The organism is Nocardioides sp. (genome assembly GCF_047606145.1).
GTDB lineage: Bacteria > Actinomycetota > Actinomycetes > Propionibacteriales > Nocardioidaceae > Nocardioides.
Window position 1 is genome coordinate 1 of sequence record NZ_JASGET010000040.1, and the last position, 21,056, is coordinate 21,056.

The 21,056-nt window shown below is 71.8% G+C and carries 15 protein-coding genes; 7 read left to right on the forward strand and 8 right to left on the reverse strand.

Going from position 1 to position 21,056, the window contains the following annotated elements:
• The 4 genes from QM638_RS05805 to QM638_RS05820 all read left to right on the forward strand — a co-directional run.
• Positions 1–3,913 (forward strand): S8 family serine peptidase (locus tag QM638_RS05805; protein WP_415141000.1); only part of this gene is annotated, 3,913 nt, incomplete at its 5' end.
• Positions 3,914–3,977: 64 nt separating this feature from the next.
• Positions 3,978–4,139 carry a hypothetical protein gene (locus QM638_RS05810; RefSeq protein WP_415141001.1) on the forward strand — a complete coding sequence of 54 codons (162 nt, stop codon included), beginning with the start codon at positions 3,978–3,980 and terminating at the stop codon, positions 4,137–4,139.
• Positions 4,136–4,654: a PH domain-containing protein gene (locus tag QM638_RS05815; protein ID WP_415141002.1), complete on the forward strand. Its 519-nt coding sequence runs from the start codon at positions 4,136–4,138 to the stop codon at positions 4,652–4,654. The genes QM638_RS05810 and QM638_RS05815 overlap by 4 nt, the downstream gene beginning before the upstream one ends.
• Before the next feature lie 55 nt (positions 4,655–4,709).
• The gene (locus tag QM638_RS05820; RefSeq protein WP_415141003.1) at positions 4,710–5,621 is read left to right on the forward strand and encodes a tetratricopeptide repeat protein; all 912 of its coding nucleotides are present in this window, start codon (positions 4,710–4,712) and stop codon (positions 5,619–5,621) included.
• 73 nt (positions 5,622–5,694) lie between these two features.
• On the opposite strand, the gene QM638_RS05825 is transcribed toward QM638_RS05820, so the two are convergent.
• The 6 genes from QM638_RS05825 to QM638_RS05850 form a co-directional block, all read right to left on the reverse strand.
• Positions 5,695–6,453, reverse strand: a complete 759-nt coding sequence (locus QM638_RS05825) for an NUDIX domain-containing protein (protein WP_415141004.1) — start codon at positions 6,451–6,453, stop codon at positions 5,695–5,697.
• 9 nt (positions 6,454–6,462) lie between these two features.
• Positions 6,463–8,694 (reverse strand): 1,4-alpha-glucan branching protein GlgB, encoded by a 2,232-nt coding sequence (gene glgB, locus QM638_RS05830; protein WP_415141005.1) that lies wholly within the window; start codon positions 8,692–8,694, stop codon positions 6,463–6,465.
• A 49-nt stretch (positions 8,695–8,743) separates the two neighbouring features.
• The gene (locus QM638_RS05835) at positions 8,744–10,270 is read right to left on the reverse strand and encodes a maltokinase N-terminal cap-like domain-containing protein (protein WP_415141006.1); all 1,527 of its coding nucleotides are present in this window, start codon (positions 10,268–10,270) and stop codon (positions 8,744–8,746) included.
• Positions 10,267–12,108 carry a maltose alpha-D-glucosyltransferase gene (treS, locus tag QM638_RS05840; protein ID WP_415141045.1) on the reverse strand — a complete coding sequence of 614 codons (1,842 nt, stop codon included), beginning with the start codon at positions 12,106–12,108 and terminating at the stop codon, positions 10,267–10,269. The genes QM638_RS05835 and treS overlap by 4 nt, the downstream gene beginning before the upstream one ends.
• Positions 12,030–14,129 (reverse strand): alpha-1,4-glucan--maltose-1-phosphate maltosyltransferase, encoded by a 2,100-nt coding sequence (locus QM638_RS05845; protein ID WP_415141007.1) that lies wholly within the window; start codon positions 14,127–14,129, stop codon positions 12,030–12,032. The genes treS and QM638_RS05845 overlap by 79 nt, the downstream gene beginning before the upstream one ends.
• 119 nt (positions 14,130–14,248) lie before the next feature.
• Positions 14,249–14,692: a hypothetical protein gene (locus QM638_RS05850; RefSeq protein ID WP_415141008.1), complete on the reverse strand. Its 444-nt coding sequence runs from the start codon at positions 14,690–14,692 to the stop codon at positions 14,249–14,251.
• Between the two features lie 112 nt (positions 14,693–14,804).
• Between QM638_RS05850 and QM638_RS05855 the strand changes: the two genes are divergently transcribed.
• Both QM638_RS05855 and QM638_RS05860 read left to right on the forward strand, forming a co-directional pair.
• The gene (locus QM638_RS05855) at positions 14,805–15,488 is read left to right on the forward strand and encodes a response regulator transcription factor (protein ID WP_415141009.1); all 684 of its coding nucleotides are present in this window, start codon (positions 14,805–14,807) and stop codon (positions 15,486–15,488) included.
• A gap of 3 nt (positions 15,489–15,491) precedes the next feature.
• Complete coding sequence (locus QM638_RS05860; RefSeq protein ID WP_415141011.1) at positions 15,492–16,829, forward strand: sensor histidine kinase; 1,338 nt, start codon at positions 15,492–15,494, stop codon at positions 16,827–16,829.
• On the opposite strand, the gene QM638_RS05865 is transcribed toward QM638_RS05860, so the two are convergent.
• Positions 16,819–17,217: a hypothetical protein gene (locus tag QM638_RS05865; protein ID WP_415141012.1), complete on the reverse strand. Its 399-nt coding sequence runs from the start codon at positions 17,215–17,217 to the stop codon at positions 16,819–16,821. The two genes, QM638_RS05860 and QM638_RS05865, sit on opposite strands and share 11 nt — an antisense overlap.
• 235 nt (positions 17,218–17,452) lie before the next feature.
• Between QM638_RS05865 and glgP the strand changes: the two genes are divergently transcribed.
• Positions 17,453–20,047 (forward strand): alpha-glucan family phosphorylase, encoded by a 2,595-nt coding sequence (gene glgP, locus QM638_RS05870; protein WP_415141013.1) that lies wholly within the window; start codon positions 17,453–17,455, stop codon positions 20,045–20,047.
• Positions 20,048–20,101: 54 nt separating this feature from the next.
• On the opposite strand, the gene QM638_RS05875 is transcribed toward glgP, so the two are convergent.
• Positions 20,102–20,854, reverse strand: a complete 753-nt coding sequence (locus QM638_RS05875; protein WP_415141014.1) for a hypothetical protein — start codon at positions 20,852–20,854, stop codon at positions 20,102–20,104.
• Positions 20,855–21,056: the final 202 nt, after the last annotated feature.

Consider the following 21,056-nt stretch of genomic DNA (forward strand, 5'->3'; position numbering starts at 1 on the left):
GACGGCGGCGCCCGCCTCGGCGGCGGGCGGCGCGGGCGACACCGTCGTGCGCGACTCCGGGGTGCGGCTCCCCGATCGACTCTCCGAGGACCGTGCCGAGGAGGTCACCGCGGCGGTCTCCGCGCACGGGCGGCAGGCCTACCTGCTCAAGCTGGACACCATGTCGACCGGGAGCCGGTTCCGCAAGGTCAGGCGAAGCTCGGGCCGCTCGTCGGCGAGGTCCGCGGCCAAGGCCCAGCTGGTCCGGGTCGAGGCCGCGCAGGACCGGGCGGTCGGCGACCTGCCGGGCCACACCACGGTGCTCTTCCGGACCCACGCCGCGCTCTCCGGGGTGGCGGTGATGACCAACGCCGCCCAGGCCGCGAAGCTCGCCGACGTCGCCGGGGTCACGGCGGTCTATCCGATCACGCCCAAGGAGCGCGACAACAGCTACGCGGTGCCGTTCCAGAACGTGCCGGCGGCGTGGGCCGGCGACGGCACCTCGGCGGACGGCACCTACCTGGGCCAGGGCGTCGTCGTCGCCGACATCGACACCGGGTTCGACTACACCCACGCGGACTTCGGCGGCCCGGGCACCGAGGCCGCCTATGAGACGGCACACGAGACCGCCGACAGCGGGGAGGCCCCCGATCCGGCGCTGTACGACGCGGACAAGTTCCTGGCCGGCTCGAGCGAGGACCTGGTCGGCGACGACTACGACGCCTCGACCACCGCCGACGCGACCCCGGAGGCCGACCCGGACCCGCTCGACTGCGCGGCGACGTACGGCGGCGATGGGCACGGCTCACACACCGCCGGCACCATCGCGGGCTACGGGGTCGACGCCGACGGCGCGACCTACACCGGCGACTACGACGAGGACACCGACTTCGCCGACATGACCATCGGCCCCGGGATGGCGCCGGAGGCGCAGATCATGGCGCTGCGGGTCTTCGGCTGCGAGGGCAGCACCGACGTCATCTCGCAGGCCATCGACCTGGCGATGGACCCCAACGGCGACGGCGACCCCTCCGATGGCGCCGACGTGATCAACCTGTCGCTGGGCTCGGACTTCGGCTCCCCGGACGACGCCGACGCGGTCACCGCGGATGCGGCCGCCACCGCCGGCCTCACGGTCGCCATCTCGATGGGCAACTCCGGCGACGTCTACGACGTCGGCGGCTCCCCGGGCGCCTCCTCCCAGGCGATCACCGTCGCCTCCTCGGTGGACGCGCAGAGCATCGTCGACGGCCTCGGCGTCGCCTTCGACGGCACCGACCAGGACCCGTACGCCGCGGAGCGCTCGACCGCCTACGACTGGACCGGCGCGGACCTGTCCGGTGAGGTCGCCGTCCCCACCGACAACACGACCGGATGCAGTTCCTTCGACGCCGACGACAAGGCGGCGATCGACGGCAAGATCGCGCTGCTCACCTGGACCGACGACGCGCTCGAGTGCGGCTCGGCCACCCGCGGCGCCAACGTCCGGGCGGCCGGTGGCATCGGGTACGTCTTCGCCAGCAACACCGAGGAGTTCAGCACCGGCATCACCGGTGACTCCCGGATCCCCGGTGTGCTGGTCGCCGCGAGCGGTGGCGACGCCATCCGGGCGGCGATCGAGGACGGCCAGACGGTGACGGTCACCGGCACCACCGCCAGCTCGGTGACGCAGACCATCACCGCGGACAACGACTCGCTGAGCAGCTTCTCCTCCCGTGGGCTGCGCGGGGACGGTGACCTCAAGCCCGACGTCACCGCCGTCGGCAGCACCGTCTTCTCGGCGCTGCCCGGCTCCGGCGACCAGGGCCAGACCATGAGCGGCACCTCGATGGCCGCGCCGATGGTGGCCGGCCTCGCGGCGCTGGTGCTCTCGAAGCACAGCGACTGGAGCCCCGCCCAGGTCAAGGCCGACATCATGAACACCGCCGACCACAGCCTGTACGTGGACGGCTCCGCGGACACCGACTCCGGCAGCTACGCGCCGATGCGGGTCGGGGCCGGCCGGATCGACGCCGGCCAGGCGCTGGCCAACGACGTCACCGCCGCCGTCGCAGACGACGCCGGCGCGGTCAGCGTCAGCTGGGGGAGCCTCGAGGTCGCCGGCACCGCCACCGTGACCAGGACCAAGACCATCGCGCTGAGCAACGCCGACACGACGGCGCACACCTACGACGTCAGCCTCGATCCCGCGACCGAGGTGCCGGGCGTGACCTACCGGGTCTCCAGCGACTCGGTGACGGTGGAACCGGGGGAGAACACTGCGACGGTGACCCTCACGCTCTCGGTCGACCCGACGACCTGGCAGAAGACCTACGACGAGACCAAGGGCGCTCTGGCCTCCGACGTACTCGACAGCGACGGCGACGAGTACCTGCCCCAGGGCACCATCGCGGAGTCGTCGGGCAACGTGGTCTTCACCGCGACCGACTCCGACTCCGACGCGGTCCCGTCGCTGCACGTGCCCTACTACGCCGCCCCGAAGCCGGCGTCGACGATGAGTGCGGCGAGCAGCCTGACGCTCAGCAGTTCCGGCACCGGCAAGCTCGCGCTGTCCGGCTCGGCGGTCTCCACCGGTGGCGACGACCCGGTGGTCTCGCTGGTGCAGGCCTTCGAGCTCACCGCGACCAGTGGGGCTCAGCCGGGCTGCGACCAGACGCAGACCACGCTGTGCCTGACCACCACCGCGGACCAGGGCTCCGACATCGCCGACGTCGGGATCACCTCGACCTACGGGCAGACGAGCGAGTCGTGGGCGGACAACGGGGCGGCCACCGAGCAGTTCGCGATCGTGACCCGGGGCGCGCACACCACCGCCGCGGACAAGAACACCTTCGTCATCTACCTCGACACCGACGGCGACGGGGTGCCGGACCTCTACACCGTCAACACCCACTACGGCGAGGACGACGTGCTGGTCTCGGCGACCTTCGACTACGCCACCGATGACAACGTCGACGTCGAGGTGCTCAACAACTACCTCGGTGAGGTGGACACCTCGTCCTACGACAGCGACGTGCTGGTGATCCCGGTCGCGATCTCCACCCTGGCCAGCTACGGCGTGACCGCGTCCGACCCGACGATCTCCTACGGCATCGCGGCGTACGGCGTGCAGGGCACTCTGGTCGACTCCGTCGGACTGAGCTCGGCCGGGGCGCCGCAGCTGAAGGCGAACGTCTACACCCCGGGGATCGCGGCGGTCGACGCCGATGGCGATGCGGTCGGCATCGATGCGCCCTCCGGCGCGGGTGCCGACACCGCGCTCCGGGTGACCCGGCACGCCTCGTCCTACGCCACCGAGGGCGGACAGGGGCTGCTCGCCCTGCACTTCCACAACGAGGTGGGCCAGAAGGCCCAGGTGGTCACTCTCAAGAGCGCCACCACGGTGAGGTTGGGCGCGCCCGCTCGGGTCCGCGCCGGCGCGCGGACGACGCTGACCGCGAAGGTCGCGACCGTCGACGGCGTGGCACCCACCGGCACGGTCACCTTCCGACTCGGCGGCACCGCGATCGGCACCGCCCGGGTGAGCTCCGGGCGGGCCGCCCTGGGCGTGCGCTGGCGCATCCCACGGCGGGCTCGTCTGGTGGCGACCTACACCGGCGACGGCCACTACGGCTCGGCGGCCTCGGCGGCCAGCACGCTGCGGGTCGTGGGGACCGGCACGGCGAAGGTGGCGCTGTCGAAGAGGACCGTCCGCAAGGGCGGGAAGGTGCGCGTCACCGTGCGGGTGGCGAGGGTCGGCGGAGTGCGGCCGACCGGCAAGGTCACCCTGGCGCTCGCCGGCACCCGGGTGGGCCGGAAGCGGCTGGTCGGCGGCACGGCGATCTTCACCGTCCGGCCGCGGCGGCTGGGGCGGCTGACGGTGCGAGCCGACTACGGCGGTAGCTCGTTGTTCACCTCGGCGCGGGCGAGCGCCAAACTGCGGGTGACGAGGTAGCGTGTGCGGCACGCCTCCGCGTGCCTCCCACGTCCCACCCGCACCTTCTGTCACGATAGCGCGCATGAAGAAGGTGATCATCGCCGTGCTCGTGGTCTTCCTCGGGTTCTGGCTCTTCACCGACCCGCACGGGTTGGCCACCACCGCGAAGTCCGCGGGCGGTGCCGGCTGGGACGGCGCGACTCAGATGTTCACCAAGGTCATCGACTTCATCGGCGACCTGTGAGCCTGGCCTCCGCCACCGCCCCAGACATCGCCCAGCACCTGCTCCGCGACGAGGGCGAGGTGATCGTCGACGAGGTCACCCACCACTGGGCGGCGTACCTGCGCCCGGCCGTCGAGGGCGTCCTCGCCCTGGCCGCGCTGCTCGGGGTGGCCGTGGTCGACACCCGGATCGGCTGGCTGCTGCTGCTCCTCGCGTGCGCGCTCGGCTTCCATGCCGCCTGGCGGGCCCTGGCCGCGCACCGGGACCGGTTCGTGATCACGAACATGCGCGTCTTCCGGGTGCACGGCGTGCTGACCAGCAACCTGGCCACCATGCCGCTCTCCCGGATCCTCGACATCACCGTGGTCAAGCCGTTCCTGGGCAGGATGCTCGGCTACGGCCACTTCGTCTTCGAGTCCGCGGCCCAGGAGCAGGGACTGCGCGACATCCGGTACGTCGCCCGGCCCTATCAGCGCGATCTCGCCATCCAGCGGGTGGTACAGCGCTCGGGGCTGCGCGGGCGGCAGGTCAACTGAGCACCTACCGAGATCCAGGCTCAGCCCGGTGAACGCCACGTCCTAGGATTGCGGCATGACGCAGCAGCCGTTCTCTCGTCCTGGAGCCGTCGACCTCTCCGCGCTCTCCCGGCCCGCTCCGGCCGCCTCGGGCGCGACCGGGGGCGCCTACACCGTCAGCGTCGACGAACAGAACTTCCAGGAGGTCCTGGAGGCCTCCGTCACGGCGCCGGTCGTCCTGGTCTTCTTCTCCCCGTCCCGCGCCCCCGAGAGCAGCACGTTCGCACAGGACGTCGCCAGCGTGGCCGAGGAGTACGACGGGCGCTTCCTGGCCGGTCTGGTCGACATCGACGCCTCGCCGCAGATCGCCCAGGCGCTGCAGGTGCAGCAGATCCCGCTGATGTACGTCCTGGTCGACGGTCGGCCGGTGACCCAGCCGATCCCCGGTGCGCCGCCGATCGACGAGTTGCGCACCTTCTTCAACCAGCTCGGCCAGCAGCTCACCGCCCAGGGGGTCGCCGGGCGGCACAAGCCGCGCTCCGGTGCGCCGGTGGCCGAGGGCGAGGAGGCCGGGGTCGATCCCCGGTTCGTCGCCGCCGAGGACGCGCTGGCCGCCGGCGACGTCGATGCGGCCATCGCCGAGTACGCCAAGCTGGTCGAGGCCAACCCGGCCGACAGCGAGGCCGGCGCCGGGCTCGCCCGGGCCGAGCTGATCAAGCGCACCCAGGGCGTCGACCTGAACGAGGCTCGGGCGGCGGCCGCGGCCAGCCCCGACGACCTCGAGGCACAGCTCGTGGTGGCCGACCTCGACGTCCTCGGCGGCCATGTCGAGGATGCCTTCGCCCGGCTGGTCGAGTTGATCCGTCGTACCCGGGACGCGGAGCGCAACACCGTGCGCGAGCACCTCATCCGCCTCTTCGCCGTGGTCGGCAACGACGACCCACGCGTGCTCGCCGGACGCCAGGCGCTGGCCTCGGCCCTGTTCTGATCGGCTCTTCCGGGCGCCTGTCTGATGGCCCTGTGCTGGGCGGCCGGCGATCGGGCAGCCACGAGCGGGTGGCTCAGGGCCGGCCGGACTCGGTGTAGCGCGGGCCGCCGTGCAGGGCGGCCAGGGCGGCCTCGACCCGTCGGGCGGTGAAGTCGGCCGCGCGTTCGCGCACCTGGTCGGGAGTGCAGAACTCGGCGGTGCGGATCTCACGCGGGTCCGGGGTGATGCGCTCGACGATCGCCGCCGCCGTCGTCCCACCGTCGAAGACCAGGCAGACCGCGTCGTCCCAGCCACCCCACGGTGGCAGCCAATCGGTCAGCACCAGCTCACCGGGCTCGACGGTCAGGTCGAGCTCCTCGCCGATCTCCCGGCCGGCGGCGAGACGCGGGGACTCGCCCACCTCGACCACGCCCCCGGGCAGGTCCCAGTCGCGCTTGTAGGTCAGCTGGCACAGCAGCACCCGCCCGTCCGGGTCGCGGATCAGGGTCTGGGCGATCGCGCGCTTGCGCGGCAGGAACGAGTTCAGCAGTGCCCGGAAGCCGTCCGGCTCGGTGACCGGCAGGTCGGTGGCCAGCCGGGCGTAGAGCACCCGGTCGGTCGGGGCGCCGTCGGGGTCCAGCGGTCCGCGCAGCACCCCCTCACGGTGCATGCCCGCCCAGGTGGCGGTGCGCTGCTCGGTCACCGCGTCGACCGCCAGGACCGCCTCCACCCGGGCGAAGCCGACCAGGGCGGCGGCCACCTCGTCTCGTACGACGTCGGCCGACTCCCCGGTGGGCCAACTGATGCGGGCGACACCCTCGGCGACGGCGGTGACGGTCGTCCGGGCGCTCACGGATCCACCCTACGACCCCGTGGTCTCATCGCCGCGCGGCCCGAGCCAGAGGGTGGCCAGCGGGGGCAGGACGAGCCGGGCGTGGGCAGGCTGCGAGCCCCACGGCTCGGCCACCGCCGTCACCGAGCCGAGGTTGCCGACACCGGAGCCGGTGTAGGTGGCGGCGTCGGTGTTGACCAGCTCCTCCCACACGCCGGCGGCGGGCAGCGCGAGCGGGTAGTCCTCCTGGGGCACCGCGGCGAAGTTGGCCACGCACACGATCGGCGAGCCGTCCCCGCCACGCCGGATGAAGGAGTAGACGTTGTGGGCCGCGTCGTCGGCGTCGATCCAGGAGAATCCGGCCGGGTCGGAGTCCAGCTCCCACAGTGCCGGGTGATCGGCGTAGCTGGCGTTGAGGTCACGGACCAGGGCGTGCAGCCCGCGGTGCTCGGGGTGGTCGAGCAGCCACCAGTCGAGCTCGCGCGACTCGGCCCACTCGGCCTCCTGGCCGAACTCGCCGCCCATGAAGAGCAGCTGCTTGCCCGGATGCGCCCACATGTAGCCGAAGTAGGCGCGCAGCGTGGCCAGCTGCTGCCAGCGATCACCGGGCATCTTGCGCAGCAGCGACCCCTTGCCGTGCACCACCTCGTCGTGGGAGAGCGGCAGCACGTAGTTCTCCGACCAGGCGTAGGTCAGCGCGAAGGTGAGGTCGTGGTGGTGCCAGGAGCGATAGACCGGGTCGTAGTGCAGGTAGTCGAGGGTGTCGTGCATCCACCCCATGTTCCACTTGAACCCGAAGCCGAGGCCGTCGTACGCCGTCGCCCGCGTCACCCCGGGCCAGGAGGTGGACTCCTCGGCGATCGTCACCACGCCGGGAACCCGCTTGTAGATGGTGCCGTTGACCTCCTGGAGGAACTGGACCGCCTCCAGGTTCTCCCGGCCACCGTGGATGTTCGGCGTCCACTGACCGGGTCCGCGGGCGTAGTCCAGGTACAGCATGGAGGCGACGCCGTCGACGCGGAGCCCGTCGGCGTGGAACTCCTCGGCCCAGTAGATCGCGTTGGCGACCAGGAAGTTGCGCACCTCCCGGCGGCCGAAGTCGAAGATGTACGAGCCCCACTCCGCATGCCAGCCGCGCTGCGGGTTGGGGTCCTCGTACAGCGGCGTGCCGTCGAAGCGGGCCAGCGCCCACTCGTCGACCGCGAAGTGGCCGGGCACCCAGTCCAGGATCACCCCGACCCCGGCCTGGTGCAGTGAGTCGATGAGGAACCGGAGATCGTCCGGGTCGCCGTACCGGCTGTCGGGGGCGAAGTAGGAGGTGACGTGGTAGCCCCAGGAGCCGCCGAAGGGGTGCTGCATCACCGGCATCAGCTCGACGTGGGTGAAGCCGAGGTCGGTGACGTAGCCGACCAGCTCGTCCGCCAGGTCGCGATAGCTGCGGCCGCGCCGCCACGAGCCGAGATGCAGCTCGTAGATCGACATCGGCGCCTCGGTGGCCTGCGTCTCGGCGCGCGCGGCCAGCCAGGCCTGGTCGCCCCACCGGTGGTGTGACTCGAAGACGACCGAGGATGTCTGCGGCGGGACCTCGGCATAGGCCGCCATCGGGTCGGCCTTCTCCCGCCACACCTCGTCGGCGCCGAGCACGACGAACTTGTACATCGCACCGGAGGTGACCCCGGGGACGAACAGCTCCCACACGCCCGAGGTGCCGAGCTGACGCATCGGGTGCTCGCGGCCGTCCCAGTGGTTGAAGTCGCCCTTGAGCCGGATGCCCTTGGCGTGCGGCGCCCAGACCGCGAACGAGGTGCCGGTGACCGGCTCACCGAACCCGTCGTAGTGGTGCACCCGGGCGCCCAGGACCTGCCACAGCCGCTCGTGCCTGCCCTCGTTGACCAGGTGCAGGTCCAGATCGCCCAGGGTGGGCAGGAAGCGGTAGGGGTCGTCGACCACGATCGGGTCACCGTCGTAGCTGACCCGGAGGCGATAGTCGGGCACGTCGTCCCCCGGGAGCACCCCGGTCCAGATGCCGTCGTACTCGTGGGTGAGCGGAGTCTCGTGCCGAACTCCGCCGGAGTCCAGATGGCTCACCACCACTGCGGAGGCGAGCGGCTTGAACACCCGGAGGGTCACGCCGTCCGGTCCCGGGTGTGGGCCGAGCACGGAGTGCGGGCTGCCGTGCCGGCCGGCGACCAGGAGGTCGAGCTCGGCGCGGTCGACCGGGGGCGGGATCCGGTCCACCGGGCGGTTCCTCGGGTGGTTCATCGGGGTCCCCGTTCGAAGCGGAGCGGAGCGAGCATTCGGATGGGGTGATTCATCGGGTGTCTCCGATCCGGGCCAGGGCGGCGAGCGGGATGTCGAGCCAGGTGGGGCGGTTGCGAGCCTCGTAGACGCACTCGTAGACCGCCTTGTCGGCCACATAGGCGTCGAGCAGGATCCGGTCGGTCTCGTCGAGCTCGCCGCCGGCGTAGGCGACCAGGAAGAAGTTGCGGTTCCGGTTGGCCCACTCCGCCGCCCGCAGCCGGAGCTGCTCGTCCTCGGCGCCGGCGACCAGACCGCGCAGCACCGCCTGAGGCACGTATTCGAAGGAGCGCAGCATGCCGGCCACGTCGCGCCACCGGGAGTCCGGGCGCAGGCGCTCGGCCAGCGGCTTGGCCGGCTCGCCCTCGAAGTCGACGATCTTCCAGCCGACCGAGGTGCGCAGGGTCTGACCCAGGTGCAGATCCCCGTGCACCCGCTGGACCTCGATCTCGCTCAGCCCGGCCACCTGCGCGAAGAGGGCCCGCAGGGTCGCGGCGTGCTCGGCCAGGGCCGGCACCACCGGCAGCGCCGCCTCGAGCCGGCGCGACATCGCCGCCGCGAGGTCGGCGGCGCCGGCCGCGCCGTACCGATCGGTGGGGAAGCGTTCGGCGAGGGTGCGGTGGATCTCGGTCAGCGCCTCGCCGAGCCGGGTCGCCTCGCCGGCGAAGTCGCCGCCGGAGCCTGCCGCGTGCTGCTCCGGCTCGGCGAACAGGGTCCGCACGCTGGCGAGGGCGAACTCCCAGCCGTCGGTGGCGGTGCGCAGGAACGCCTGCAGCATCGCCAACTGGATCATCGCGCCGCCCTCCGGGTCCTCGCCGGGCGGGACCGCGTCCAGCCAGCCGTAGAGCGGGGCGACGTAGGGATCGCCGGCCTCGGTGAGCGCGGCGCCGATGGCGATGTCCGGGTTCACCCCCGGGGTGACCTTGCGGAAGACCTTCATCAGCGAGTCGTCGCCGAAGGCGACCGAGGAGTTCGACTGCTCGCCGGCGAAGAGCGTGGAGTGCACCTCGACGTCCAGGTCGTGGCCGGGCAGCCGGTGGAACCGGAGTACGGCGTCCGTGGTCGGCGCGGGCGCGCCGGCACCGGTCCCCGGCTCACCGGTCCCCGGCTCCGCGGTCGCCGGCCCACCGGGGCCCTGCGGCGCGGTGGCCGCGAAGGAGCGCAGCCAGTGGGCCATCGCCGCTCGGTCGTGCAGCGCGTCGTAGGCGTGCACCCAGCCACGCTCGGGGTCCTCCCACCAGCCGACGAAGGCGTGGTCCAGCCGGGGCTCGGCGTGCTCGTAGAGCGCCAGCGGCACCTGATAGAGCTCCGTGTCGGGTCGGCCCGCCGGCTCGACGGCGGGGTCGGCGTAGGTCACCTCGACCAGGTAGATCACCACCACCGGATCGTCGCCGGCCTCGTCCTGGGTCCCACCGGGCACCTCGCCGAGCGAGGAGATGGCGGTCACGGCGAACTCGCGGCCCTTGCCGCCGAACCACCTGGTCCGGTGCAGGTAGCCGGCGAAGGTGTCGGCGAAGACGGTGGGATCGAGGCCTGTCACAGCAATGCTCCCTCCTGACCGGTGGAGTCCCCGGCACCGGTCAGCTCGAACCAGTAGAAGCCGTAGCCGGCCAGGGTCAGCTGGTAGGGGAGCTCGCCGATCCGGGGGAACGGAACCCGTCCGGTCACCTCGACCGGCACCATCGCCTCGAACCGGCGCAGGTCGAGCTCGACGGGCTGGGGGAACCGGGACAGGTTGTTGACGCACAGCATCACCTCGCCGGTGCCGTCGGCCCGCTCGTGCTCGCGGACGTAGGAGAGCACGCACGGGTTGGAGCCGCCGAGGTCGGTGAAGGTGCCCAGTCCGAAGGCCGGGTACTGCTTGCGGGCGGTGATCATCTTGCGGGTCCAGTGCAGCAGGGAGGACGGGTCCTCGGTCTGGGCGTCGACGTTGACCGCCTGGTAGCCGTAGACCGGGTCCATCACCAGCGGCCGGTCCAGTCGGCCCGGGTTGGCCATCGAGAAGCCGGCGTTGCGGTCGCCCGACCACTGCATCGGGGTGCGGACGCTGTCGCGGTCGCCCAGCCAGATGTTGTCGCCCATCCCGATCTCGTCCCCGTAGTAGAGCACCGGCGAGCCGGGCAGGGAGAGCAGCAGGGCGGTGAACAGCTCCATCTGGTTGACGTCGTTGTCCAGCAGCGGCGCCAGCCGGCGCCGGATGCCGATGTTGGCCTTCATCCGCGGGTCCTTGGCGTACTCGGCCCACATGTAGTCCCGGTCCTCGTCGGTGACCATCTCCAGGGTCAGCTCGTCGTGGTTGCGCAGGAAGATGCCCCACTGGCACCCACGCGGGATCGCCGGGGTCTGCTCCAGGATCTCCGAGATCGGGAAGCGGGACTCGCGGCGTACCGCCATGAAGATGCGCGGCATCACCGGGAAGTGGAAGCACATGTGGCACTCGTCGCCGACCAGCTCGCCGGTGGCCGGGTCCGGCCTGCCGCCGAAGTAGTCGACCACGTCGGCGGGCCACTGGTTGGCCTCGGCCAGCAGCACCGTGCCCGGGTAGTGGTCGTCGACGAAGCGGCGCACCTTCTTGAGGAACTCGTGCGTCTGCGGCAGGTTCTCGCCGTCGGTGCCCTCGCGGACGTAGAGGTAGGGGACCGCGTCGAGCCGGAAGCCGTCCAGGCCGAAGTCCAGCCAGAACCGCATCGCGTCCAAGATGGCGTCGTGGACGGCGGGGTTGTCGTAGTTGAGGTCCGGTTGGTGGGAGAAGAACCGATGCCAGAAGTACTGGCCGCGCACCGGGTCCCAGGTCCAGTTCGACGGCTCGGTGTCGACGAAGATGATCCGGGCGTCCGGGTAGGCGGTGTCGGTGTCGGACCAGACGTAGAAGTCGCCGTACGGGCCGTCGGGGTCGCTGCGGCTGGCCTGGAACCACTCGTGAGCGTCGCTGGTGTGGTTGACCACGAAGTCGATGATCACCCGGATGCCGCGGTCGTGCGCCGCGTCCAGGAACGCCTTGAAGTCCGCCACCGTGCCGACCTGGGGGAGCACGCCGGTGTAGTCGGCCACGTCGTAGCCGCCGTCGCGCAGCGGGGAGGGGAAGAACGGCGGCAGCCACAGGCAGTCCACGCCGAGCCAGGCGAGATAGTCGAGCTTGGCGGTCAGGCCGCGGAAGTCGCCGACGCCGTCGCTGTCGGAGTCGCTGAAGGAGCGCACCAGCACCTCGTAGAAGACCGCCGTGCGGTACCACTCCGGCTCGTCGTTGAGCGCCACCGCCGACCGGGTGCCGGGCTGGAGCAGGCTCGCCGCCTCCGCGCTCACCGGGGGCCTCGCACCGTCAGGATGTGCGCCGGCTCGACGAACGGGTCGAGCCGGACGTAGTTCTCCGCGCCCCAGGTCCAGTCGGCACCGCTGAGCTCGTCGTGGACGACGAACGAGTTGGCCGCGGGCAGGCCGAGCGCGTCCAGGTCCAGTCGGACGATGGTCTCCCGGGCGCCGTGCGGGTCGAGGTTGAGCACGACGATCACGGTGTCGGTGACCTCGCTGGTCTCGAGCAGGGCCTGCTCGTCCCTCGCGGGTCCTGCTCGACCGGCGGTGGCGACGCCGGCGCCTGGGGTCTCGCCGGTCGAGTAGCGAGCGTCGGCGACCGTATCGAGACCCGCGGCGGTCTTGGCGAAGCACAGCACGTGGTCGTCGTCGGTGGCCTGGACCGTCAGGTTGCGCAGGAGCTGCAACGCCGGGTGGGCGCGGCGGATCTCGTTGAGCCGGGTCAGGTATGGCGCCAGGCTGCGTCCCTCGGCCTCCGCGGCCGCCCAGTCGCGCGGCCGCAGCTGGTACTTCTCGGAGTCGAGGTACTCCTCGCTGCCCGGTCGCACCGCCACGTGCTCGCACAGCTCATAGCCGGCGTACACCCCCCAGGACGGCGAGCCCATCGCGGCGAGCACGGCGCGGATCTTGAAGGCCGCCGGGCCGCCGTACTGCAGGAAGCCGTGCAGGATGTCGGGGGTGTTGACGAAGAAGTTCGGCCGCATCAGGTGGTCCGAGGCGTGCGACACCTCGGCCAGGTAGTCCTCGATCTCGTCCTTCTCGGTGCGCCAGGTGAAGTAGGTGTAGGACTGGTGGAACCCGACCGAGCCGAGGCCGTGCATCATCGCGGGACGGGTGAACGCCTCGGAGAGGAAGAGCACGTCCGGGTCGCTCGCCCGGACCTCGGCGAGGAGCCACTGCCAGAACGCCAGCGGCTTGGTGTGCGGGTTGTCGACCCGGAAGATCCGCACCCCGTGCGACATCCACACCCGCACCACGCGCAGCACCTCGGCGGCGATGCCGTCGGGGTCGTTGTCGAAGTTGATCGGATAGATGTCCTGGTACTTCTTCGGCGGATTCTCCGCATACGCGATGGTGCCGTCGGCACGGGTGGTGAACCACTCCGGGTGGGTGCTGACCCAGGGGTGGTCCGGCGCGGCCTGCAGCGCCAGGTCGAGCGCGACCTCGAGACCGAGCCGGTTCGCCTCGGCGACGAAGGCGTCGAAGTCGGCGAAGGTGCCGAGATCGGGGTGGATCGCGTCGTGGCCACCGGCCGCGGACCCGATCGCCCACGGACTCCCGGGATCGCCGGGAGCGGGGTCGAGGGTGTTGTTCGGGCCCTTCCGGTTGACCTCGCCGATCGGGTGGATCGGCGGCAGGTACACCACGTCGAACCCCATCGCCGCCACCGCCGGCAGGCGCTTCGCGGCGGTGCCGAAGGTGCCGGAGCGCAGCTGGCCGGTCCTCGGGTCGGCGACCGCTCCCTCCGAGCGTGGGAAGAGCTCGTACCAGCTGCCGAACAGTGCCCGCGGCCGGTCGGCGTACGCCGGGAACGGACCCTCGACGCTGAGCAGCTCGCGCAGCGGATGGTCCCGCAGGATCTCGGTGAGCTCCGGCGAGGTCAGCGCGGCCAGCCTGGCCTCGATCGGCCGGGTGACGTCCTGCGCGGCGTCGAGGGCACCGCGCAGGACGGCGACCTCGGGGGCGGGGAGTCGGCCCGGGTGTTCGTCCAGGACCCGCTCGAGCAACAGCCGACCCTCGGTGAACATCAGCTCCACGTCGACCCCGGCCCGGATCTTGATCGGCGCGTCGTGCAGCCAGGTGCCCAGCGGATCCGACCAGGCCTGGACCTGGAAGGTCCAGGCGCCCTCGGCGTCCGGACGCACCCAGGCCTGGTAGCGGTCGGTGCCCGGCGCCAGCTCGGTCATCCGCACCGGCGCGCGCGGTACGCCGTCCGGCCCGGTCGCGACCACCTCCGCACCGAGCTGGTCGTGGCCCTCGCGGAACACGGTGGCGCGCACCGGGAACGGCTCGCCGAGGGTGGCCTTGGCGGGCAGCCGGCCCTGGTCGAGGAGGGGGGAGACGTCCATCACGGGAATGCGTCCGACCATGCGACCAACCTATCCGTCCCGTCCGGATCGGGGTGAGGACCCGCCTGATCGGATCGACGGCGTCCGGTCCGGCTCAACTGGGTTCAGCCGGGTTCAGCCGGGTCCGGTCTCAGCCGGGTTCAGTCGTCGGGGTGGGTCTCGCGCTCGAGGTCCGCGATGGTCGGGCGCCCACGGTTGCAGTAGACCTCGATCTCGACGGACCGCTGGCCCCGGCTGAAGGTGGCACCGACGTCGTCGTCGGGACCCGCCTCATAGCTGGTCGTTCGCCAACCGGCGGCCGGGGCGGCTCGCACCGCGGAGGCCACCACCCCGTGGCAGGCGGCGGTGAGCGCGCCGTACTCGCCGCGGAAGGTCCGCTCGAGGGTGGTGGATCCGGGCTGCGGGCTCGTCGCGCCGGACGGATCCACCTCGTCGACCGCCTCACCGACCGGGCCGTCGTGGTGCAGGCTGGCACCGACCGAGGAGACCGCGACGGTGCCGACGGTGACGGCCGCGCCGGCGGCGACCACCCAGAGCGCGACCAGGCCCGCCTGACGACGGGCTCGTCGGTGCGGTGGCGGCATCGCCCCATCATCGGACCCGGCGGCCCAACCGATCGTGAGGTGGAGGTTAAGCCGAGGCTAAGAGGCGCCGAGACCGGCGCGGACGGTGGTCGTGGAGTCTAGATTGACTGGCGTGGCCCAGGTCTTGATCGTCGAGGACGACCCGCAGATCAGGCCGCTGCTGATGCGCGCCCTCGATGAGCGGGGACATGCCGTCGCCTCGGCGGCGACCGGCATGTCCGGGCTGAGCGCCGCGGTGGAGACGCGGCCCGACCTGGTCATCCTCGACCTCGGCCTGCCCGACGTGGACGGCGGACAGGTGTTGACCATGCTGCGGTCGGTCAGCGACGTCCCGGTCATCGTCGCGACCGCCCGGGATGACGACCCGTCCCTGATCGCCTGCCTCGACGCCGGCGCGGACGACTACCTGGTCAAGCCCTTCTCCACCGCTCAGCTCGAGGCGCGCATCCGGGCGGTGCTGCGCCGGGTGGGCGGTGGCCGGCGGGAGCAGCCGTTGACGGTGGGCGGTCTGCGCATCCAGGTCGCCGCCCGGCGGGTCACCCTGGACGGCCGCGAGCTGGATCTCTCGCCTCGTGAGTTCGACCTGCTGCGTCATCTCGCCGAGAGACCCGACGAGGTGGTCACCAAGCGGGAGCTGTTGACCGATGTCTGGCACCAGGCATGGGGCGGCTCGGACAAGACGGTAGACGTGCACCTGTCCTGGCTGCGCCGCAAGCTGGGGGAGACGGCGGCGGAGCCGCGCTACCTGCACACGGTGCGCGGGGTCGGCGTACGGCTGGTCGATCCGACGGACTGAGCGATGCGACGGAGCATGATCCTCACCGTGGCGGCGGTGGTCTCGATGCTGCTGCTGGCGATGCTGGTGCCGACCGCGATCCTGTTGCGGGACTACGCGCTCGCCGACCGCGTCTCCCACGCCGCGCTGGGGGTCCAGGCCACCGAGACGGTGGTCTCCGGGCAGGACAAGGGCGCGGTGGCCACCTATCTGGAGCGGGTGAACCGGGACAGCCATGTGCAGACCACCGTGCTCTACCCGCCGTCGGCGGCCCACCCCGAAGGGGACGCGATCGGGCCGACACCGGGAGAGGACGACGACGTCGCGCGAGCCCGCCGGACCGGTCGGGCGAGCATCGAGGCGTCCGGTGGCGGGGCGGAGCTGCTGGTGCCGGTCTCGCTGGGCGGGAGCAGCGCGGCGCCCGCCGACACGCCGGTCGTCCGGGTCCGGGTGAGCCAACCCGGCTTCGAGTCCGAGATGGCCCGCAGCTGGCTGGTGCTCGCCGCGCTCGGGGTGGTCCTGTTCGCCGGTGCGCTCGTCCTCGCCGATCGGCTGGGCCGCTCGTTCGTGCTCCCCATCCGCCGGCTCGCGGAGTATGCCGGGGCGCTCGGCGGCCGGTCGGCCCCCGCGCCGGTGGCGCCCGCGGGCCCGGCGGAGGTTCGCGAGCTGACGGTGGTGATGAACCGGCTGGTCGGCCGGGTGGAGACCATGCTCGAGCGGGAGCGCAACGGTCTCGCCGACCTCTCCCACCGGCTGCGCACCCCGATGACCGCCCTCCGGCTGCGGATCGAGGGCATCGGCGACTCCGAGGAGCGCGAGCGGCTGAACGCCGACCTGGGGCAGTTGCAGGAGACCGTCGACCGGATCGTGCGACAGGCCAGGTACGCCGGCCAGGGCGGGGTCGCGCCGGAGTGCGACGGAGTCTCGGTGCTGGCCGAGCGGGCGCGGTTCTGGCGGCCGCTGGCCGAGGACCAGGGGCGTGACCTGGCGATCGAGGTCACCGCCGCCGCTCCGCGGCCGGTCGCCGTGCCGGAGGAGACGGTGCAGGCGGTGATGGACGCCCTGCTCGACAACGTCTTTACCCACACTCCCGAGGGCACCGCGGTCGCGGTGTCGATCGCCGGGCTCCCCGGTGGCGGCCTGGAGCTGACCGTGGACGACGGCGGGCCGGGATTCGCCACGGGGCTCGATCCGGTCGGTCGCGGCTCCTCCGGCGGCGGCTCGACCGGTCTCGGCCTCGCCATCGTGCAGCAGGCCGCCACCGAGTCCGGCGGCGGCCTGCGGTGGGAGTCCTCGCCGTCGGGTGGCGGACGTGTCGTCGTACGCTTCGGGCCCCGGTCCGACGAGGGGCTCAGCGGCTGAAGACCAGGGTCCGCACCGCCTTCCCGCCGCCGGCTCGCAGGATCGTCACCGTGAAGGTGTCCTTCCCGCTGGTGTTGCGGGAGCCGACGTCGCGGAAGTCGACCTCGTAGCGCCCGTCGTCGCGCTCCGCGGTCCGCTTCTGCTTCGTGATCAGCCGACCGTCATGACGCACCCGGAGCTTCCAGGTCGAGCCCTTCGCCACCCCGTCCAGGTCGACGCTGACCTCGTAGCGCTTCTCCTTCTCGATCTCGATGTCGTAGTGAGCCTTGCCGATGGTGCCGCTCGCGTGCCGTTCCGGACCGTCGGCGAACGCGGTCGCCGACGTTGCGACGACCGAGCCGGCCAGCACGGTGCCGGCGGCGGTGAGAGCGATGGCGCGGTGGGACATGATCCAGCCTCCTGAGTAGCGGTGGCGGCGTACGTCGAGGAACGCCGCTGCCACGATGGTCGTGACGGCCTCAGCCTGGCCACGGCGTCGCTAGGGTCGCCTCAGCCGATGCCTAAGGGGGCGATAAGAGCGTGCGTCTCGGGCCCGGATCGATCCGCACCGGAACCTGGAACGAGCCGTCCGGGTGGGCCTACCCGCCTTGGATCGATCAAACATCTCCGCTAGTTTCACGTTCATGCGTGCGATCCGACGTTTCACCGTTCGTCCGGTCCTCCCCGAGCCGCTGACTGCCCTGGGAGTGCTGGCCGGCAACCTGCGTTGGGCCTGGCATCCGGCCACCCAGGATGTCTTCGCCGAGATCGACCCCGAGCTGTGGGAGCGCACCGGACGGGCGCCGGTCAGGTTCCTCGGCGAGGTCGCCTCCGAGCGGCTGAGCGAGCTGACCGGCGATGGGGCGTTCCTCGAGCGGCTGGGTGCGGCCACCGCCGACCTGGACCACTATCTGAGCGCCGACCGCTGGTACCAGCGTGCGGTGCCCGACGGGCCCCGGTCGATCGCCTACTTCTCGCCCGAGTTCGGCATCGCCGCGGCGCTCCCGCAGTACTCCGGCGGACTCGGCATCCTGGCCGGCGACCACCTCAAGGCGGCCAGTGACCTCGGCGTGCCGGTGATCGGGGTCGGACTGCTCTACAAGCACGGCTACTTCAAGCAGTCGCTCTCCCGGGAGGGCTGGCAGCAGGAGAGCTACCCGGTGCTCGACCCCGACGAGCTGCCGATCTCGCCGCTGCGCGAGGCCGACGGCAGCCGGGCGAGCGTCTCGATCTCGTTGCCCGGCGGCCCACCGCTGGTCGCCCGGATCTGGGTCGCCAGTGTCGGACGGGTGCCGCTGCTGATGCTCGACACCGATGTCGAGGGCAACCCGGCGCACTACGTCGACGTCACCGACCGGCTCTATGGCGGCAACTCCGAGCACCGGCTGCGCCAGGAGCTGCTGCTCGGCGTGGGTGGCGTGCGGGCGCTGCGAGTCTGGTCCCGGATCACCGGGGCTGCCGAGCCCGAGGTCTTCCACACCAACGAGGGCCACGCCGGCTTCCTCGGTGTGGAGCGGATCCGGGAGTACACCACCCGCGAGCCCGCCGCCGACCAGGAGCGTCCGGAGCTCGATCTGGACACCGCTGTCGAGATGACCCGTGCCTCGACCGTCTTCACCACCCACACCCCGGTGCCGGCGGGCATCGACCGCTTCGAGCGGTCGCTGATCGAGCAGTACTTCGACCAGGCCGGCGGTGCCACTCCCGGAGTGCCCACCGAGCGCATCCTGGCGCTGGGCGCCGAGGACTACCCCGGCGGTGACCCGGGTGTGTTCAACATGGCGGTGATGGGGTTCCGCCTGGCGCAGCGCGCGAACGGCGTCTCTCAACTGCACGGACACGTGTCCCGGGAGATGTTCAACGGCCTCTGGCCGGCCTTCGACGAGGCGGAGGTGCCGATCGGGTCGATCACCAACGGCGTCCACGCCCCGACCTGGGTGCCGCGCGAGCTGATCGGGCTGGCACGGCGCCACGGCGCCGACGTCGAGGACGCCGACTCGTTCTGGCCGTTGATCGAGCAGATCCCAGGCGGCGAGATCTGGGCGGTCAAGCGCCAGCTGCGGCAGCGACTGGTCACCGATGCGCGGCGTCGCCTGCAGGCCGCACACCTGGAGCGCGGCGCCTCTCCGGCCGAGCTCGGCTGGGTCGAGGATGCACTGGATCCGGACGTGCTCACCATCGGCTTCGCGCGTCGTGCGGCGTCGTACAAGCGGCTGACGCTGATGATGCGCGACCCGGAGCGGCTCAAGCGGCTGTTGCTCGATCCGGAGCGCCCGGTGCAGCTGGTCATCGCCGGCAAGGCGCACCCGGCCGACGACGGTGGCAAGAAGCTGATCCAGGACATCGTCCGACTCGCCGACGATCCCGAGATCCGGCACCGGATCGCGTTCCTGCCCAACTACGACATCGCGATGGCACAGCCGCTCTATCCCGGCTGCGACGTCTGGCTGAACAACCCGCTGCGGCCCTACGAGGCCTGCGGCACCTCGGGGATGAAGGCCGCGCTGAACGGCGGGCTCAACCTGTCGATCCTCGACGGCTGGTGGGACGAGTGGTACGACGGTGACAACGGCTGGGCGATCCCCACCGCCGACGGCGTGGCCGAGGTGGACCGCCGCGACGACCTGGAGGCCGCCGCGCTCTACGACCTGTTGGAGCAGGAGGTCGCGCCCCGGTTCTACGACGCGGCGGCGACCGAAGGCTCCGAGCCGTCGCGCTGGCTGGAGATGATGCGGCACACCTGGACCTCGCTGGGTCCCAAGGTGCTCGCCACCAGGATGGTGCGCGACTACGTCGAGCAGCTCTACGCGCCGGCGGCCCGCAACGCCCGCTCGCTGAACGCGGACTATCACGGCGCCGCCGAGCTGGCCGGGTGGAAGGCCCGGGTGCGGGCCGGCTGGGAGGGCGTGCACGTCGAGCACGTGGACAGCGACGGCGTCTCGGACGCGCCCCAGGTCGGCCAGACGCTGACCGTGCGCGCCTACGTCGCGCTGGGTGCCCTCTCGCCCGATGACGTCGAGGTCCAGCTGGTGCACGGACGGCCCAGCGAGGGGGACGAACTCACCGACCTGGCCGCGACCCCGCTCGCGGTGGTCGAGGCCTATGAGGGTGGCCGGTACTGCTTCGCCGGCACGTTGACGCTGGCGCGCTCCGGCGGATTCGGCTACACGGTCCGGGTGGTGCCGCGCAACGCACACCTGGTCTCGGTGGCCGAGCTCGGCGTGGTGGCCGTCGCCTGAGCCCGGTCCCTCGGCTCCGACACACGTCGGCCGCCTCGGCTGTTCGGCCGCCTCCTAGCCGCGCAGCCACTCCCGCAGGACGAACTCGCACTGGGTCAGCTGCGCGGTTGGCACGTATTCCTCGGGCGTGCGGGCGAGGGCCGGATCGCCGGGGCCGAACCCGACCGACGGGACGTTGAGATCCGTCATCGAGGTGCCTCGCGGCGCGATCGGCTCCGCTTCGGTGAGGGCGAGGAGTCTCCGGGCGGCGGGGTGCTCCAGGTGGTGCGGGGTGCCCTCGACGCGGGCCTCGGTCGGACCGAGCAGCACGGCGAAGTCGGCTGCGCAGTGGGCTGCGCAGTCGGCTGAGTAGTCGGTGCCGACGACGTCGACACCCTCCGGGCCGGCCTCGTCGCCGTGGAAGACGAACGTCACGTCGCGGCCGGGGAGCGCGGCCGCGGCGGACTTGAGCATGACCGCCATGCCCCCCTTGCGGCATGCGGAGGGCCCGAAGAGCCTGCCCATCTCGACGTACGCGAGCGGATGGTCCCCGCCGGCGCGCGGATCGAGGCGGCCGGTGACCAGGATCCGCTCGGGGTGACCGTCGTCGGTGCTCGCCACGACCGTGTCGCCGACGCGGTCGACCCGGAGGTGTGCCAGCGGGCGAAGAGTCGCGTCGATCGCATCGGCGATCGACCCGTCGGGACCGCCGTCCGCGTCGATGTTGATCAACGTCATGGTCAGCGACACGACGTCGAGGAAGAGCGGCACGGGCATCGTCTGGGCGTTCGTCTGGGCGCTGATCCGGGTGTTCGCGGTGGTGTTCACGGGCCTCACCCTCTCAGGTCGAACAGCCGCCGTTGAGCCGTTGGAGAGCGCCCCCGCCGATGTCGGCGAACGATTCTCCCAGGCGTCTCCCACGGTTGGGCTCGGCGGCGTCAGCTGTTCACATCCTGGCCGAAGCCTGTGCCTGCAACGATTCAGCCGGGCCCTGGAGAGCGACGTCTTCGGGGCCCGTTCCGTGGGGCGT